Raw genomic sequence first — 16,297 nt, 5'->3', positions numbered from 1 at the left:
CGTGTCGCCGCAGGTCACCGGCACAGGGCCAGTCGAGCCTTCTGTCGGCTCAGCCGAGCTCGAGCACCGGCCAGTCCGCGAGGTCGGCGCGCATCCGGCGGTCGTGCGTGGCGACGACGACGGCCGCGGGCGTGACCAGCAGCGCGCGCGTGAGCTCGTCGACCAGGTCGACCGACAGGTGGTTGGTCGGCTCGTCGAGCAGGAGCAGGTGCGGGGCGTGCAGCAGGGCACGGGCCAGCTCGAACCGGCGGCGCTGCCCGGCCGAGAGCTCCGTGAGCGGCCGGTCGAGGTCGTCCTCGCTCAGCAGCCCGAGCGCCGCGACGGGCACCACGTGGTCCGGGTCGAGCTCGCCGCGCTCCAGCAGCTCCAGCGCCTCCGCGGCGTAGGCCTCGAACCCCGTGCGCGCGTCGTCCGGGCCGCCGGAGGCGGGCGCGCGCGACTCCTGCGTGACCACCCCGAGCCGCGCGCCCTCGGTGAGCGTGCGCGCCCCGCGGTCGAGCGCGGCCCGCCCCGCGAGCGCCGCGAGGAACGTCGACTTCCCCGTCCCGTTGGGGCCGACGACGAGCAGCCGCCCCGACGGCGGGACCGCCACGCGGGTGCCCGGCAGGTCGAGCCGCACCCCGCCGTCGGCGGCGACCACCCGGGGCGAGCGCAGCTCCACGAGCGGGTCCCCCGGCGACCACCCGGGCGACATCGCCGGCAGGTCGGGGAACGCGAGCTCGAGCGGCGGGACGGGCACCTCGACCGCCTCGGCCTCCAGCTTCTGCACCAGCCGGTCGGCCGCCTTGACGTGGATGCGCGCACGGGTGGCGCGCCGGTGCTTCTCGGACCCCTTGGGCGGCCGCCACTCGTCCGACAGCCCTTCGTAGGAGGCGTCGAGACGCTGCGCCAGCACACGGGCCCGCTGCTGCTCGGCCCGGTAGCGCTGGCGCCACCGGTGCAGCGCCTGGTTCTTGGCGAAGCGGTAGGCGAGGTACCCCGGCTGCCCGTACAGCACGGGCTTGCCGTCCATCGACGGGTCGAGGTCGACGATGGCGGTGGCGACGTCGTCGAGCAGCTCGCGGTCGTGCGTCACCAGCACGACGCCGCCGCGCCAGGCGACCAGCTCGCCGGTGAGGAACTCGATGGCGCCGTCGTCCAGGTGGTTGGTCGGCTCGTCGAGCAGCAGCAGGTCGGCCCGCTCGGCGAGGCGGCACGCGAGCCGCACCCTGTACCGCTGGCCGACCGACAGGGTGTCGAGGCGCCTGGTGAGGTCGCGCACGGCGCCCAGCCGGGTCAGGGCGACGTCGACCCGCCGGTCGGCGTCCCAGACGGCCAGGTGCTCGGACCGCGTGAGCAGGTCGGCCAGCTCACCCAGGTCACCGCCCTCGTGGTCGAAGTCCGCCGCGGCGGCGTCGAGCCGGGCCGCGGTCTCGCGCAAGCCGGCGAGGGTGCCGTGCACCAGGTCCCCGACCGTCGTGCCCGCCGCCGCGTCGAGCTCCTGCTCGACCAGCGCGACCGTGCCCGTACGACGCACCTCGCCCGACGACGGCACCAGCCGTCCGGCGAGCAGGCCCAGCAGCGTCGACTTGCCGGAGCCGTTCTCCCCCACGACGCCGAGGCGCACGCCGTCGGACACGCGCAGGTCCATGCCCGACAGCACGGGCCGGCCCGGATAGCCGAAGGCGAGGTCGGTGGTGGTGAGGTGCACCCGCCGATCCTAGGCGGGCCCCGCACTAGGGTGGGTGCCATGACTTCCCCCGCTTCCCCCGAGGTCGTCGTGCGCGCCGACGGCCGTACGCCCGACCAGCTCCGGCCCGTGACGATCACCCGCGGCTGGACCGAGAACGCCGAGGGCTCCGTGCTCGTGGAGTTCGGCAAGACCCGGGTGCTGTGCACGGCGTCCTTCACCGCCGGCGTCCCCCGCTGGAAGAAGGGCTCCGGCGAGGGGTGGGTCACCGCGGAGTACGCGATGCTGCCGCGCGCCACCAACGAGCGCAGCCAGCGCGAGTCGGTCAAGGGCAAGATCGGCGGCCGCACCCACGAGATCTCCCGCCTCATCGGCCGCGCCCTGCGCGCCGTCGTCGACGTCTCCGCCCTGGGCGAGAACACGGTCGTGCTCGACTGCGACGTCCTGCAGGCCGACGGCGGCACCCGCACCGCCGCGATCACCGGCGCCTACGTGGCGCTGGCCGACGCCGTCGCGTGGGGCACGCGGCACGGGCACGTCACGGGCGGCAAGCAGGTGCTCACCGGCTCGGTCGCCGCCGTGAGCGTGGGCATCATCGACGGCACCCCGATGCTCGACCTGCCCTACGTCGAGGACGTACGCGCCGAGACCGACATGAACGTCGTCACCACGGGGTCGGGGGCGTTCGTCGAGGTGCAGGGCACCGCGGAGCAGGCGCCGTTCGACCGTGCGGAGCTCGACGCGCTGCTCGACCTGGCCGTCGCCGGCACCGCGGAGCTCACCCGCCTCCAGACCGAGGCGCTCGCGCAGGAGCTCGGCCGGTGAGCGGGGCCGGCGCCGTCACCGTGCCGGCCGGCGCGCGGCTCGTGCTCGCCACCCACAACGCCAAGAAGCTCGTCGAGCTGCGCGCCATCCTGCGCGAGCAGCCCGGCCTCGACGGGCTCCCGGACGACGCCGTCGTCACGGCCGGCGGGCTGGGCGCCCCCGAGCCCGTCGAGGACGGGGTCTCGTTCGTCGAGAACGCGCTGCTCAAGGCGCGGGCGCTGGCTTCGGCCACCGGCCTGCCGGCCGTCGCGGACGACTCCGGCTTGAGCGTCGACGTCCTGGGTGGCGCGCCCGGCATCTTCTCGGCGCGCTGGTCGGGACGCCACGGCGACGACGTCGCGAACCTCGAGCTGCTGCTCGCCCAGCTCGGCGACGTGCGTGACGAGCACCGCGGCGCGGCGTTCGTCTGCGCGGCCGCGCTGGTGACGCCGGACGGCCGGGAGGAGGTGTGCCTCGGCGAGATGCCCGGCACCCTGGTCCGCGCGCCGCGGGGGACGAACGGCTTCGGCTACGACCCGATCCACGTGCCGGCCGAGCAGGTGCCGGCGCCCGACGGCACCCCGGGCACGCGCACGTCCGCCGAGCTCGACCCGGCGGAGAAGAACGCGATCAGCCACCGCGGCAAGGCGTTCCGGGCGCTGGCACCCGCCGTCGCCCACGCGCTGGCGGGCTGACCGGCGGAGGCCTCACGCCTCGTCGAGCAGCTCCAGGAGGCGGGTGGTGGTGCGCCAGCTGCGCACCGTCATCCGCCGGAAGACCGGCATGCCCATGAGCACCGTGATGCGCGTCCGTGACGCCCGCGCCGCGACACGGGAGAAGTAGATCGCCCCGACGCCCGGCGACACCGTGTCGACGCCCTCGCACAGCTCCGGCAGCTGCGCCCACACCTCGTCGACCGTGAGCGGGTGCTTGAGGAAGAAGACGTCGCTGCGCAGCGTCGGGGCGCCGTGGTCCGCCGGTGCCGCCGCCACCGTCGCAGCGAGCTCGTCGCGGGTCCGGACGACGACGGGGATCTCGATCCCGAACCGCCTCGCCAGCATCGCCTCGAGGGCGCCCTCCAGCGCCGGGCCCGCGTCCGGACGGGGCGTGAACAGGACGTTGCCGCTGGCCAGGTACGTCCGCACGTCCTCATGACCGGCGTCGCGGAAGCAGGCGGCGAGGGCGGTCATCGCGACCGGGTTCCTGCCGCCCACGTTGATCCCGCGCAGCAGCGCCACGGTCGAGGGCATCGGCGTCTCCGAGGTCGGTCAGGGCGGCGGTCCACCGCGGGCTCCAGCGTGGCACCGGCCACCGACAGGGCGCCCGCCCGGCTACGCGGCGCGGCGGGCGACGAGGCTGGCCACGGCGCGCCAGCCGAGCAGCGTCGCGGCGAGGAAGGCCGCCGTCACGACCGCGAAGCTGGGCGCGAGGCCGCCGACGAACAGCGGCCGCAGGGCCAGCCCCACCACCACCGTGGTGCCCCAGACGGCCACGCCGGTGGGCCACGGCCGCGCGGGCGCCCGCCAGGCACGGACCACGAGCCAGCCCAGGGCGAGCGCGACCAGGAACGGGAGCCCGACCAGGGCCACGTGCGCCAGGTCGCCCGACGTGGCGTGGTTGATCGTGCCGACCACGGTGAACACGAGCACGCTCAGGACGTCGGCGACGACGGCGGGCCACACGCGGCGGGTCCGGGCGGGGGCGGTGGCGGGCTGGTGCACGGCGTCGAGGCTACCGGTCACAGCTCGTGCACCTCGCCGGGCGCGGCGACCGCCACGGGGCCGTCGTAGACCTCGCGGGCCTCGGCGAGCGAGACCAGCGGGTCGCTCCACGCGGCGACGTGCGTCAGCAGCAGCCGCCGGACGCCGGCCTCGGCCGCCGCCTTGCCGGCACGGCGCCCGGTGAGGTGGATCCCGGGCTCCACGCGGTCGTCGCGACCCTCCTGGAACCCCGCCTCGCACAGGAACAGGTCGGCGCCGGCCGCCCCGGCGACGAGGCCGTCGCACAGGTCGGTGTCGCCGGAGTACACGAGCGTCGCCCGCTCCCCCGGTCGCACGGACGACGGGCCCGTCACGCGGATGCCGTACGCCTCCACCGGGTGGAACACCTCGAACGGCTCGAGCTCGAGCGGGCCGACGCGCACGGGGACGCCCGGTCGCCAGACGCGGACGTCGAGCTCGCCCGCCATCGACTCGCCCGGTTCCAGCCCGTACATCGCGCCGGCGCGCTCGGCGGTCGCGTGGGGCCCGTACACCGGCAGGTGGGTGTCCCGCCCGGTGCTCACGGCGCCCCGCTGCGGGTGGTAGCGCAGGTAGACGTAGAGCCCCGACAGGTCGGCGCAGTGGTCGGGGTGCAGGTGGGACAGCGCCACGGCGTCCAGGTCGAGCGGGTCCACGTGCCGCTGCAGCGCGCCCAGCCCGCCGTTGCCGAGGTCGAGGACGACGTTCCAGTCGCGCACGTCGTCGCCGGTGGCCCCGGCCGCCTCGGCCTCGGACGCCGGGACGTGCACCAGGTACGTGGACGCGGGCGAGGCCGGGCCGGGGAAGGAGCCGGACACGCCGACCGTCACGAGCCTCATGCGGCCTCCACCAGCGACACCTCCGGCCCCAGGAAGCGCCGCGCGAGCTGCTGGAAGGGCGCGGGCTCCCCCGTGGCGAGGAACCGGTGGGTGGGCGGCGGCGCGTCGACGGAGCGCTCCAGGCCGTGCGAGACGAGGTTGCGGAACACGTCCTTGGCGGTCTCCTCGGCGCTGGAGACCAGCGTGACGTCCTCCCCCATGACGTACGAGACGACGCCCGACAGCAGCGGGTAGTGCGTGCAGCCCAGCACGAGCGCGTCGACCCCCGCAGACTTCACGGGATCGAGGTAGCGGTGCGCGACCTCGAGCACCTCGGGCCCCGAGGTGAGCCCCTTCTCCACCAGCGGCACGAACTCGGGGCAGGCCTGGGTGGTGATCTCCAGCCCCGGCGTGACGTGGAAGGCGTCGTCGTACGCCCGGGAGTCGATCGTCGCCTTGGTGCCGATGACGCCGATCCGGCCCGTCTTGGACGTGACGACCGCTCGCCGGGCCGCGGGTCGGATCACCTCGATCACCGGGATGCCCCGGCGCACCGTGTACCGCTCGCGGGCGTCCGGCAGCGCGACCGCCGTCGCGGAGTTGCAGGCGATGACCAGCATCTTCACACCGTCGTCGACGAGCCGGTCCATGACGGCCAGCGCCATCGCGCGCACGGCGGCGAGCGGCTTCGGCCCGTAGGGGCTGTTCGCCGTGTCGCCGATGTACAGCAGCTGCTCGTGCGGGAGCTGGTCGAGGATCGATCGCGCGACGGTCAGCCCGCCGACACCGCTGTCGAAGATCCCGATGGGGGCGTCGTTCACGGCTGGCAGCCTAGCCGCGTCGACGGCTGCCGAGCCCGGGGAGTGAGGGGGAACACGGCGTGGCGCCCACCACACCGCTGCTGTTCACGGCGATATTCGTGGCCATTCTCACGGCCGTTCTCACGGCCATGTTCACCGGCCGTCCGCGCCCGACGGGCCCGGGCCGCCCCGCCCCGCGCGCAGGTCGTGGAGCATCTCGTCCATGAGGGTCTCCTGCGCGAAGCCCGCGGCCACGAACACGCCGCCCCAGTAGCGCCGCGCCGCGCCGCTCAGCCCTGCGTCGTCGAGGTCGTCGTCGTCCGGGTCGTCGTCCGGGTCGTCGTCCGGGTCGTCGTCCGGGTCGTCGTCCGGGTCGTCGTCCGGGTCGCCGTCCGCCTCGGCGAGCGCGTCACCGAGCACCTGGTCGTGCAGCGCCTCCACGTCGGCGTCCTCCTCCAGCGCGAGGCGCTCGGCGAGCACGAGCCGCACGTCGGTGAGCGCGCCCGCGAACCCCTCCGCGTCCTCGCGGGGAACCACCACCTCGTCCGGCTCGTCGGACGCCTCCGCGCCCGGTCCCGCGTCAGAACCCGCGTCAGAACCCGCGTCGGAGCCCGCGTCGCGCGGGCCGGCGGGCGACAGGGTCTCGGCGAACGCCTCGAGCCGCGCCGCCTTCCCCGCGGCCAGGTCGGTCTGGGTGAGGTGCCGGAACTCCGCGGCGACCTCCTCGTCGTCGCGGTGCGCGTCCGGCAGCAGCCGCTGGACGGCCGGGTCCTGCGGCAGCCGGGCGACGCCGGTGAACGCCACGCCGTCGCCGACCTCGACGTCCGCCCCGACGCCCGAGTCGGCGCGCAGCAGCTCCGCGACGTCCCGGGCGACGCGCGCCAGCACCTCGCGCTCGAGCGGCGCCCAGCGCGCGACGTACCCCACGGGCGCGGAGCGGAACGGCGTCACGCGGCACCGCCGTCGGTGCCGCCGCCGTCCCCCGACGAGCGCATCGTGGCCCACAGCCCGTAGGAGTGCATCGCCTGCACGTCCACCTCCATGCGCTCGCGCGGCCCGGAGGAGACCACGGCCCGCCCGTCGTGGTGCACCTGCAGCATCAGCTTCTCGGCCTTGGCCTGCGGATAGCCGAAGTAGCTCTCGAAGACGTAGCTCACGTACGACATGAGGTTCACGGGGTCGTTCCACACGATGGTGACCCAGGGGTCGGCGAGGCCGGCCGCCGCCTCGGTCCCGGTCTCCTCCTGGACGTCGGTGGCCGCGGCCCGCACCACCGTCGCCGTCCGCACGTCGTCCACCGTCCCAGCCTAGGTGCAGCCCGCCCCTGGTCGTCGCCCGTCCGCACCGTGAGCCACGACGGGCCGGATCGCCCCCGGCGACCTACCGTGTCCCCATGATCGACGCGCACCGGAGCAGCGTGGCTCCGACGCCCACGAGCGGCGGCTCGTCGGCGTCCCTCCCCGACTCCCTCCCGGCCGCGCCGCTCCCGGCCGTCCGGCCGTCCGTGGCACTCCTGACCGACCGCTACGAGCTCACGATGCTCCAGGCCGCGCTCGCGGACGGCACCGCGCACCGGCACTGCGTCTTCGAGGTCTTCACCCGGCGCCTTCCCGCCGGCCGGCGGTACGGCGTCCTCGCCGGGACCGGCCGGGTCCTCGAGGCCCTCCCCCACTTCCGGTTCGGCGACGCCGAGCTGGCGTACCTGGAGCGGTCCGGGGTCGTGGACGACCGCACCCTCGACTTCCTGCGGGGCTACCGGTTCACCGGCACGATCCTCGGGTACGCCGAGGGCGAGATCTTCTTCCCCGGCTCCCCCCTGCTGCAGGTCGAGGGCACGTTCGCCGAGGCCGTGCTGCTGGAGACCCTCGTGCTGTCGATCCTCAACTACGACTCGGCGGTGGCGTCCGCCGCGTCCCGGATGACCAGCGCCGCCGTGAACCGGCCGGTCCTGGAGATGGGGTCGCGGCGCGCCCACGAGCAGGCCGGGGTCGCGGCCGCCCGGGCCGCCGTCATCGCCGGGTTCACCGGCACGTCCAACCTCGAGGCCGGGTTCCGCTACGACCTGGAGACGATCGGCACCGCCGCCCACTCGTTCACCCTCCTGCACGACGACGAGCCCGCCGCCTTCGCGTCGCAGGTCGCGTCGCTGGGCCCCGGCACCTCGCTGCTGGTCGACACGTACGACGTGCGCCGCGGGGTCGAGAACGCCGTCGCCGCGGCCGGCACCGGGCTCGGGGGCGTGCGGCTCGACTCCGGCGACCTCGGCGTGCTGGCGGTCGAGGTGCGCCGCCAGCTCGACGAGCTCGGCGCCCGCGACACCAAGATCGTCGTCACCTCCGACCTCGACGAGCACGCGATCGCGTCGCTGGCGGCCGCCCCGGTCGACGTGTACGGCGTCGGCACGGCGCTCGTCACCGGTTCGGGGGCGCCCACCTGCGGCATGGTCTACAAGCTCGTCGCGCGGGCGGACGCCACCGGCGTGCTGCAGCCCGTGGCCAAGGCCTCGGCCCACAAGCGCAGCCAGGGCGGGCGCAAGGTCGCCGCCCGGCGGTACGGCCCCGACGGCCGCGCCGTCGAGGAGGTCGTCGTGAGCGGGCCGGACGACCGCGTCGTGGCGTGGTCGCCGGAGGACCACGCGAGCGCGGACCGGGCGCCGGACGCCCCCGCCGACGAGCGCGGCGACCTGCGCCCGCTGCTCGTGCCGCTCGTCGTCGACGGCGCCGTGGACTCGCGCTGGGTCGGCGGCTACGGGGTGCAGAACGCGGCACGGCACCACCGGCAGGCTCGCGCGGAGCTGCCGCGCGGCGCCCGGCGGCTGTCGAGCGGCGACCCCGCGATCCCCACCGTGGAGCTCACGCTCGACTGATCGTCGGTCGGGCCCGTCGAGGCCCGGTCTCGACGGGCCCGACCCGCGACGGCTACTTCTTGCCCACGAACCAGCCGCGCACCATCTCGACGCGCTCCTGGAGCTGCTCGGCCGTGGCCAGGGGCACCTCGGGCCCGCCGCACCGGCGCCGCAGCTCCGTGTGCACGGTGCCGTGCGGCCGGCCCGCCTTGCGCGCCCAGGCGGACACGAGCTTGGCCAGCTCCTTGCGCAGCTCGGCCGCGCGCCGGTGCTCGGCCTCCGACCGCTCGAGGGCGGCCTCGCTCGGCGTCGCGCCGCGCCCGCGCTGGTGGTCGGCCTGGCGCTGACGCAGCAGCGTCGTCACCTGGTCGGCGTCGAGCAGCCCGGGCAGGCCGAGGAAGTCCAGCTCCTCCGCCGAGCCGAGCTCGCCTCCGGTGCCGAACTCGCCGCCGTCGAACAGCACGCGGTCGAACGACGCCTGCGCCTCGAGCGCCTCGAAGGACCCCAGGAGCTCGCCGGACGCCTTCTCCTCGCGGTTCGCGGCAGCGAGGAGCGCGGCCTCCGGGTCGTACTCGATGCCCTGCTCCTCGGCCGTCGCCGGGCGGTCGAGCGCGTGGTCCCGCTCGATCTCCATCCCGTTCGCGAGCTCGAGCAGCAGCGGCACGCTGGGCAGGAACACCGACGCCGTCTCGCCGCGCTTGCGGGCACGGACGAACCGGCCGATCGCCTGCGCGAAGTACAGCGGCGTGGACGTGCTCGTGGCATAGACGCCCACGGCCAGGCGCGGCACGTCGACGCCCTCGGAGACCATGCGCACCGCGACCATCCACCGCGACGTGCCGGAGGAGAACTCGTCGATGCGGGCGCTCGCGCCGTCGTCGTCCGAGAGGACCACGGTAGGGCTCGTTCCCGTGAGCCGGGCCAGGTGCCCCGCGTAGGCGCGCGCGTCGGTCTGGTCCGACGCGATGACCAGCCCGCCGGCGTCCGGCACCGTGCGGCGCACCTCCGTGAGGCGCTTGTCCGCCCCGGCGAGCACCGACGGGATCCACTCGCCGTTCGGGTCCAGCGCGGTGCGCCAGGCCTGGCCGTGCATGTCCTTGGTCATCGCCTCGCCGAGACGGGCGCTCACCTCGTCGCCCGCGCGGGTGCGCCAGCGCATCTCCCCCGAGTACGTCATGAACAGCACCGGCCGCACGACGTTGTCCCGCAGCGCGTCGCCGTACCCGTAGGTGTAGTCGGCCTTGGAGCGGCGGATCCCGTCGCGGTCCTGCTCGTAGGTGACGAACGGGATGGGGGCCGTGTCGGAGCGGAACGGGGTGCCGGTGAGCGCCAGCCGCCGGGTCGCGTCCTCGAAGGCCTCCCGCACCGCGTCGCCCCAGCTCAGCGCGTCGCCGCCGTGATGCACCTCGTCGAGGATGACGAGCGTGCGCGCCGCCTCGGTCCGCGCCCGGTGCAGCGCCGGCTTGGCCGCCACCTGGGCGTACGTCAGCGCGACGCCGTCGTAGTGGGACCCGTGCCGGCCCTGGCTGTTCTTGAACGACGGGTCGATCCGGATCCCGACGCGCGCGGCGGCGTCGGCCCACTGGTGCTTGAGGTGCTCGGTCGGCGCGACGACGGCCACGCGTCGCACGACCCCGGCCTCCAGCAGCTCGGTCGCCACGCGCAGCGCGAACGTCGTCTTGCCGGCACCGGGCGTCGCGACCGCGAGGAAGTCGCGCGGCGACCGCTCGTGGTACAGCGCGAGCGCCTCCGCCTGCCAGGCGCGCAGGTTCGACGCGGTGCCCCACGGGGCGCGACGCGGGAACGCCGGGCTCAGCTGGGACGCGGCCGACACCGACGGGGACTGCGGGAGCGGCTTGTGCGCAGGCTCTTCCGCCGCGGCGAAGAGGTCTGGGGTGGACTCGGGGTCGGGAAGTGGCTGCGCGCTCACTTGCCGGAGTCGCCCTCGCCGTCCTGCGGCTCCCGGAGACCGTCGTAGATCTCCTTGCAGATGGGGCAGACCGGGAACTTCGCCGGGTCACGACCCGGCACCCACACCTTGCCGCACAGGGCGATCACGGGCTTGCCCGACAGGGCCGACTCCATGATCTTCTCCTTGCGCACGTAGTGCGCGAAGCGCTCGTGGTCGCCCGGCTCGGCCGCCTGCTCGCTCGTCGCCGGGCGCTCCAGGACGCTCGTCGACGACCCGGTGTCCTGCGAGGGGTCGGCGGGAGGTGCGGAGAGGGGGTCGCTCATGACGGGCAGTCTACGACGCACCCCCGACGGTGCCGCCGGGTGCCCGCCGTGACGTTCCCGACGGGCACCCGGTCGGACGGCGTGCGTCACAGGCCCTGCCAGCCCGGCTTGCTCTCGAACGTCTGGCGGTAGTAGTCGCCGAGCTGCAGACGCGACGCGGCGGCGTCGTCGACCAGCACCGTCGCGTGCGGGTGCATCTGCATGACCGTGGCCGGCCACATCGCCGAGATCGGTCCCTCGACCAGCTGGTGCACCGCCTCGGCCTTGTGCCGGCCGGTCGCCAGCAGCACCAGGTGGCGGGCGTCCATGATGGTGCCGAGCCCCTGCGTGAGGCAGTGCGAGGGCACCTGGTCCACGTCGTCGTCGAAGAACCGCGCGTTGTCCAGGCGGGTCTGGCGCGTGAGCGTCTTGATCCGCGTGCGCGACGCGAGCGACGACCCCGGCTCGTTGAAGGCGATGTGCCCGTCCGTGCCGATCCCGAGGATCTGCAGGTCGACCCCGCCCGCCTGCGCGATCGCGGCCTCGTAGGCGGCGCACGCGGCCGGCAGGTCGTCCGCGAGGCCGTCCGGCCCGTGCACACGGTCGGCGGGCCACGCGACGCGCGACGCGATCTCCGTCTCGATGACGTTGCGGTACCGCTGCGGGTGGTCCTCCGTCAGCCCGACGTACTCGTCGAGCATGAAGCCGGTGGCCCGGTCGAACGACAGCCCGTCCTGCTCGTGGCGGCGGGCCAGCTCGTCGTACACCTTCAACGGGCTCGAACCCGTCGCCAGCCCCAGCACCGTGGCCGGGTCACGGCGCAGCAACGTCTCGATCGCGTCGGCGGCCAGCACGGCCAGCTCCTCGGCGGGGGCGATGACGACTTCCATGCTCAGGGCTCCAGTCTCAGGGACGACGCGCGGCGGGCGTCGTCGTGCGGTTCTCATGAAGTTCTCGTCGTGCGGTGCCCGCCGGAAGGGTCCACCGGGCGGTGCCCGGGCAGGTCACGCCCGGTCCGGGATCACATCATGGGCGCGCGTCCTGGCGCCACCCGGTGGCCGTCGTCAGTCCTCCCCGCCGGCCAGCTCGAGCGCCGAGCGGTTGAGCATCGGCGTGAGGCGGGCGTCGAACTCGGCGGCCAGCGCCTCGACGTCCTCCCCCTCCGCGATCCGCGCGAAGAGATCCTCGTACACCCCGGCCTCCTCGATGGCCGCCCATCCCGGCGCCGCGGGCGTGAGCTTCGACGCGGCGGCCGTGCGCACCAGCGTCCGGCCGAACACATCCTCCATCATGAGGTCGGTGAACTCACCCCGAGCGGGCCCGAGGCCTGCCTCGGCGAGCATCGTCTGGTACTCGTCGGAGAAGACCACCCGCAGCACGTCCTCGGCCAGCTCCGGGCTGGGCGTCGTCGCGGAGATCGCGACGTTCGAGCCGCCGGCGAAAACGGGCGCCACGCCGCCGTCCACGCCCGGCAGGGCGAAGACCCCGAAGGTCGAGCGGTCCGCCATCCCGTCACGGACCTCGGCCCCGTCGTCGCCGCGCACCAGGTCGCCGATCGACCATCGCGCCCACGCGGGCGCCATGATCGTCGCCGCGGCCGGCGGGCGGCCCTCGACGCCGTCGTTGAGGAAGTGCCAGTACTCGACGTCCTTCTCGGTCGACGGCAGGTAGGAGGCGTCGTCGTAGACCTCCTGCCACATCCGCAGGCCCTCGACGGTCCGCGGGTCCGCGAGCGTCGACCGCCAGGAGCCGCCGTCCTTCACGGCGAGCTCGCCGCCGTGCGCGAAGACCCAGGAGATGCCGTTGCGCCAGTCCTGCCCGCCCATGGCGAAGCCCGCCGCCCGGTCGTCGGTGAGCGTCACGACCGACTCGCCGAACTCCGCCAGGGTCCGGGGGACCTCGAGCCCGGCGGCGTCCCACACGTCCTTGCGGTAGAAGACGTACCGGGAGCCGAAGTAGTAGGGCAGCGCGTAGCGGTGGCCGTCGACCGAGCCCGCCTCGACGAACGACTGCAGCAGGTCGTCGCCGCCGAGCTCCTCGTAGAGCGCGGGCGAGATCTCCCGGAAGGCGCCCGCCGTGGTGAAGGCCGGCGACTGCGTGTTGCCGATCTCCACCACGTCCGGGGTGAGCTCCGGGTCACCGAGCGTCTCGGACAGGCGCTCCACGAGGTCGCCCCAGTCCTGCTCCTCGATCGTGAGGGTGGCGCCCGGGTGCTGCTGCTCGAACGCCTGCACGAGGTGCTCGCGCAGCTCGGGGCCGGTGTCGGTCCCGACCAGCCACATCACCAGGTCGGTGTCGGGGCCGGTCTCCTCCGGCTCGTCCTGGAGCGCGCCGCAGCCGCTCAGGACCAGCGCGGCGGCGGTCGCGACCGACAGGGCGGCGGCGGTACGGCGCCTCGGGTGCATCGGTGTTCCTCTCGGCAGGACGACGGTGGAGGCGGCCCCGGCAGGTCAGGCGGGCTGGTGGTCGACGGCCGGGCGCGGGTCGCCGGCCGCCGGCGCAGGGCGCGCGGCACGTCGTCCGACGACGGCGGCCCCCACGGCGCCGACCGGCACCCGGCCGGGCGCGAGCCGGACCCGCTCCGGCAGGTGCAGGGACGACAGGAAGCCCGACCCGGCGGACTCGCGCGCGAGCGCGTCCCGCACGGCGACGAGCAGCGGCTCGCCGAGCTGGGCGACGCCGCCGCCGAGCACCACGGCCGGGACGTCGACGGCCAGCACGAGCATCCGCACGGCCGCGGCGACCGCCGACGCGTACCGGTCGCGTGCCTCGGCCGCGCCGGGGGCTCCGGCCGCGGCGGCCTCGAAGAGCTCCACCGGCGCGGGCCGTCCGGTGCGTGCCGGCCACAGCGCGGCGACCGCCGTGCCGGACGCGTACAGCTCCAGGCAGCCGCGCTGGCCGCAAGGGCACAGCGGGCCCGCGGGGTCCACGGGCACGTGCCCGATCTCCCCCGCGGCTCCCCCGACGCCGCGGCGCAGCCGGCCGTCCAGGACCAACCCGGCCGCCAGGCCCGTGCCCAGCGCGAGGAACGCGAGGTCGACACCGGCCGCGTCGCCCTCGCCCGGGCCGTCCTCCGCGAGTGCCAGGTGCGCGGCGCCGAGCGCGGCGACGTTCAGGTCGTTCTCCACCCCGACGGGCAGGCCGCCCAGCTCCGCGCCCAGGAGCCTGGACAGGTGCAGGGGCGCACCGTCGACGCCGACGTTGACCGCGTGCCGGACCGTGCCCGGCCCGGGGTCCACGAGGCCGGGCACGCCGACGCCGACGCCCCCGAGGTCGGCCGGCGTCAGGCCGGCCTGGCGGGTGACCCCGCGCACGGCCCGGGCCGCGCCCGCGACGACGCCCTGCGGCCCCCGCTCCGTGGCGAGCCGCGCCTGCGCGACGACCTCGCCGGCGGCGTCGAGCAGCACGGCCAGCGTCTTCGTGCCGCCGATGTCGAGGCCGACGGACGGCCCCGTTCCCGGCCCGGTCCCCGGCCCCGCCGGCGGTGCCGCGGCGGTCCTGCGTGCGTCGTCCACGTCAGCCCTTCACCGCCCCGGCCACGAGCCCGGACGTCATCCGGCCCTGCACGAACAGGAAGAACACGATGACGGGGACCGCGATGAGGGTCGACGCGGCCATGACCTCGGCCCAGTCGATGCCGCGGTTCGCCGACGCCGACAGGAAGCTGCGCAGCCACACCGGCAGCGACTGGCTCGACTCGGACGGCAGGATGACGAGGGCGGTCGTGAACTCGTTCCACGCCTGGAGGAAGGCGTAGACGCCGGAGGCCACCAGGCCGGGCGCCAGGAGCGGGAACGTGATCCGCAGGAACGCCTTCGTGCGGGACAGCCCGTCGACCATCCCGGCCTCCTCGAGCTCCGCCGGGACGCCCGCGACGAAACCGCGCAGCATCCAGATCGTGAACGGCACGAGCATCGCGGTGTACAGGATCGAGATGCCGAGCACCGAGTTCAGCCCCAGGACCGGGGCGGTCTCGCCGAACGACGACAGCATCTTGTACTGGGCGATGAACAGCCCCTCGGCGGGCAGCATCTGGATGAACAGCACAGCCAGCACGAAGCTCGCCCGCCCGCGGAAGCGCCAGCGGCTGATGGCCAGGGCCGCCAGGAAGGCGAAGGCCAGGACGAGGACGATCGTGATGCCGGTGATCATGAGGCTCATCCGCAGCGCCCCCAGGAAGCCCGAGTCCGCGATCACCCCGGAGAAGTTCGCCAGCGTGAAGTCCATGGGCAGGAAGCTCGGCGGCGTCGCCCGCAGCCGGGCGTTCGGCGTGACCGCCGACAGCACCATCCAGTAGACGGGGAACACCCACACGAGCGACAGGGCCAGGCCCAGGACGCTCAGCGCGACCTTCCCGGCGCGCGGGCGGCGCCGCGTCGTCGGGCGCGGGCCCGGCGCCCCGGCGCCCGGCGCCGGCCCGGCGGGAGGCCGGGCGACGGTGGGGGCGGGCTCGGTCGTGGCGCTCATGCGGCGTCCTCCTTCATGAGGCTGCGGACGTAGGGGGCGGACAGCGCCACCGTGAGCAGCAGGACGAAGATCGACACGGCCGCGGCGCCGGAGAAGTCCTGGCTGCCGACGCCGAGCTCGTAGATGAAGTTGCCCAGGAGGTTGGTCTCGGAGACCGGGGCGCCGCCGTCCTGCAGCAGCCGGATCTGCGCGAAGACGCGCAGGTCCCAGATGATCTGCAGCAGCAGCACGATCGCGAGCACCGGCCGCACGAGCGGCAGCAGGATCCGCACGAGGATCTGGGTGCCGTTCGCGCCGTCGAGCCGCGCGGCCTCCAGCACCTCGTCCGAGACCTGGGTGAGCCCGGCGTAGATGGACATCGCGACGAAGGGCACGGACATCCACACGACGACGAACGTCGCGACGAGGAAGAACGTGGCCGGCTGCGCGAGCCAGGCGAAGCCGTCGGCCTGGGAGAACCCGAGCTGGACGAGCAGCCAGTTGACCACGCCGGTGCGGTAGTCGAAGAGCCACCGGAAGACCGTCACGGCGGCCACCAGCGGCGTCGCCCAGGCGAGCAGCAGCACCACCTGCATGACGATGCGCACCCACCCGTGCACCGCGCGCATCAGCGTCGCCAGGCCCAGGCCGATACCGACCGTGAGAAACGCGTTGACGAGGCAGAACGCGATGGAGCGCGCCACGACGGGCACCAGCCGGTCGTCGGCGAGGATGCGCGCGTAGTTGTCGAGCCCCGCGAACGTCGGCGGGGCGCCGAACTGCTGCAGCATCCCGTACTCCTGCAGGGAGGTGACCACCTGCCAGTACACGGGGTAGCCGAGCCCGACGAGCAGCACGGCCACGGCGGGCAGCAGCAGGAGATAGGGGGTGGCCGGCCGGCGCCGACGGCGGATCGCGATGCCGGACGTGCTGGTCGTGCTGGTCGTGCTGGCCATGCGGTC

Annotated in this window: 17 protein-coding genes; 3 read left to right on the top strand and 14 right to left on the bottom strand. The window is 74.8% G+C overall.

All coding sequences use genetic code 11. The annotated features are described in order from the left end of the window. Window positions 1–49: 49 nt before the first annotated feature. On the bottom strand, window positions 50–1,690 hold the full coding sequence (locus IEW03_RS11110) for an ATP-binding cassette domain-containing protein (RefSeq protein WP_371870616.1): 1,641 nt from the start codon (window positions 1,688–1,690) through the stop codon (window positions 50–52). Window positions 1,691–1,729: 39 nt separating this feature from the next. On the opposite strand from IEW03_RS11110, the gene rph reads away from it, so the two are divergent. Further along, window positions 1,730–2,494 carry a ribonuclease PH gene (rph, locus tag IEW03_RS11105; RefSeq protein WP_308808207.1) on the top strand — a complete coding sequence of 255 codons (765 nt, stop codon included), beginning with the start codon at window positions 1,730–1,732 and terminating at the stop codon, window positions 2,492–2,494. Then, the gene (gene rdgB, locus IEW03_RS11100; protein ID WP_188523738.1) at window positions 2,491–3,168 is read left to right on the top strand and encodes an RdgB/HAM1 family non-canonical purine NTP pyrophosphatase; all 678 of its coding nucleotides are present in this window, start codon (window positions 2,491–2,493) and stop codon (window positions 3,166–3,168) included. Before rph ends, rdgB begins: the two co-directional genes overlap by 4 nt. A 12-nt stretch (window positions 3,169–3,180) precedes the next feature. Here the strand turns inward: rdgB and IEW03_RS11095 are convergent, their stop codons facing one another. The 6 genes from IEW03_RS11095 to clpS all read right to left on the bottom strand — a co-directional run bounded on the left by IEW03_RS11095 (window position 3,181) and on the right by clpS (window position 7,119). Beyond that, window positions 3,181–3,723, bottom strand: a complete 543-nt coding sequence (locus IEW03_RS11095; protein WP_188523737.1) for a DUF1697 domain-containing protein — start codon at window positions 3,721–3,723, stop codon at window positions 3,181–3,183. Between the two features lie 81 nt (window positions 3,724–3,804). Then, a complete protein-coding gene (locus tag IEW03_RS11090) occupies window positions 3,805–4,194 on the bottom strand; it encodes a DUF3054 domain-containing protein (RefSeq protein WP_229737922.1) in 390 nt (129 codons plus the stop codon). Window positions 4,195–4,211: 17 nt separating this feature from the next. Then, complete coding sequence (locus tag IEW03_RS11085) at window positions 4,212–5,051, bottom strand: MBL fold metallo-hydrolase (RefSeq protein WP_188523736.1); 840 nt, start codon at window positions 5,049–5,051, stop codon at window positions 4,212–4,214. After that, window positions 5,048–5,851: a glutamate racemase gene (murI, locus tag IEW03_RS11080; RefSeq protein ID WP_188523735.1), complete on the bottom strand. Its 804-nt coding sequence runs from the start codon at window positions 5,849–5,851 to the stop codon at window positions 5,048–5,050. Before murI ends, IEW03_RS11085 begins: the two co-directional genes overlap by 4 nt. Window positions 5,852–5,983: 132 nt before the next feature. Then, window positions 5,984–6,781, bottom strand: a complete 798-nt coding sequence (locus IEW03_RS11075; RefSeq protein ID WP_188523734.1) for a DUF2017 family protein — start codon at window positions 6,779–6,781, stop codon at window positions 5,984–5,986. Then, window positions 6,778–7,119, bottom strand: a complete 342-nt coding sequence (clpS, locus tag IEW03_RS11070; protein ID WP_371870619.1) for an ATP-dependent Clp protease adapter ClpS — start codon at window positions 7,117–7,119, stop codon at window positions 6,778–6,780. The genes IEW03_RS11075 and clpS overlap by 4 nt, the downstream gene beginning before the upstream one ends. 104 nt (window positions 7,120–7,223) lie before the next feature. Between clpS and IEW03_RS11065 the strand changes: the two genes are divergently transcribed. Further along, complete coding sequence (locus tag IEW03_RS11065) at window positions 7,224–8,696, top strand: nicotinate phosphoribosyltransferase (protein WP_188523733.1); 1,473 nt, start codon at window positions 7,224–7,226, stop codon at window positions 8,694–8,696. A 52-nt stretch (window positions 8,697–8,748) separates the two neighbouring features. On the opposite strand, the gene IEW03_RS11060 is transcribed toward IEW03_RS11065, so the two are convergent. The 7 genes from IEW03_RS11060 to IEW03_RS11030 all read right to left on the bottom strand — a co-directional run bounded on the left by IEW03_RS11060 (window position 8,749) and on the right by IEW03_RS11030 (window position 16,291). Beyond that, a complete protein-coding gene (locus IEW03_RS11060; RefSeq protein WP_229737921.1) occupies window positions 8,749–10,605 on the bottom strand; it encodes a DEAD/DEAH box helicase in 1,857 nt (618 codons plus the stop codon). Continuing rightward, a complete protein-coding gene (locus tag IEW03_RS11055; RefSeq protein WP_188523732.1) occupies window positions 10,602–10,910 on the bottom strand; it encodes a DUF3039 domain-containing protein in 309 nt (102 codons plus the stop codon). Before IEW03_RS11055 ends, IEW03_RS11060 begins: the two co-directional genes overlap by 4 nt. Before the next feature lie 86 nt (window positions 10,911–10,996). Further along, the gene (gene nagB, locus IEW03_RS11050) at window positions 10,997–11,779 is read right to left on the bottom strand and encodes a glucosamine-6-phosphate deaminase (protein WP_188523731.1); all 783 of its coding nucleotides are present in this window, start codon (window positions 11,777–11,779) and stop codon (window positions 10,997–10,999) included. A gap of 174 nt (window positions 11,780–11,953) precedes the next feature. Further along, window positions 11,954–13,294 (bottom strand): extracellular solute-binding protein, encoded by a 1,341-nt coding sequence (locus IEW03_RS11045; protein WP_188523730.1) that lies wholly within the window; start codon window positions 13,292–13,294, stop codon window positions 11,954–11,956. Between the two features lie 45 nt (window positions 13,295–13,339). Continuing rightward, window positions 13,340–14,404 (bottom strand): ROK family protein, encoded by a 1,065-nt coding sequence (locus IEW03_RS11040; protein ID WP_188523729.1) that lies wholly within the window; start codon window positions 14,402–14,404, stop codon window positions 13,340–13,342. 1 nt (window position 14,405) lies between these two features. After that, window positions 14,406–15,356 (bottom strand): carbohydrate ABC transporter permease, encoded by a 951-nt coding sequence (locus IEW03_RS11035; protein WP_188523728.1) that lies wholly within the window; start codon window positions 15,354–15,356, stop codon window positions 14,406–14,408. After that, the gene (locus tag IEW03_RS11030; protein WP_188523727.1) at window positions 15,353–16,291 is read right to left on the bottom strand and encodes a carbohydrate ABC transporter permease; all 939 of its coding nucleotides are present in this window, start codon (window positions 16,289–16,291) and stop codon (window positions 15,353–15,355) included. Before IEW03_RS11030 ends, IEW03_RS11035 begins: the two co-directional genes overlap by 4 nt. Window positions 16,292–16,297 lie beyond the last annotated feature (6 nt).

The organism is Isoptericola cucumis, from assembly GCF_014635665.1.
Lineage (GTDB): Bacteria > Actinomycetota > Actinomycetes > Actinomycetales > Cellulomonadaceae > Isoptericola > Isoptericola cucumis.
This window is presented reverse-complemented; position numbering and strand designations above follow the sequence as displayed.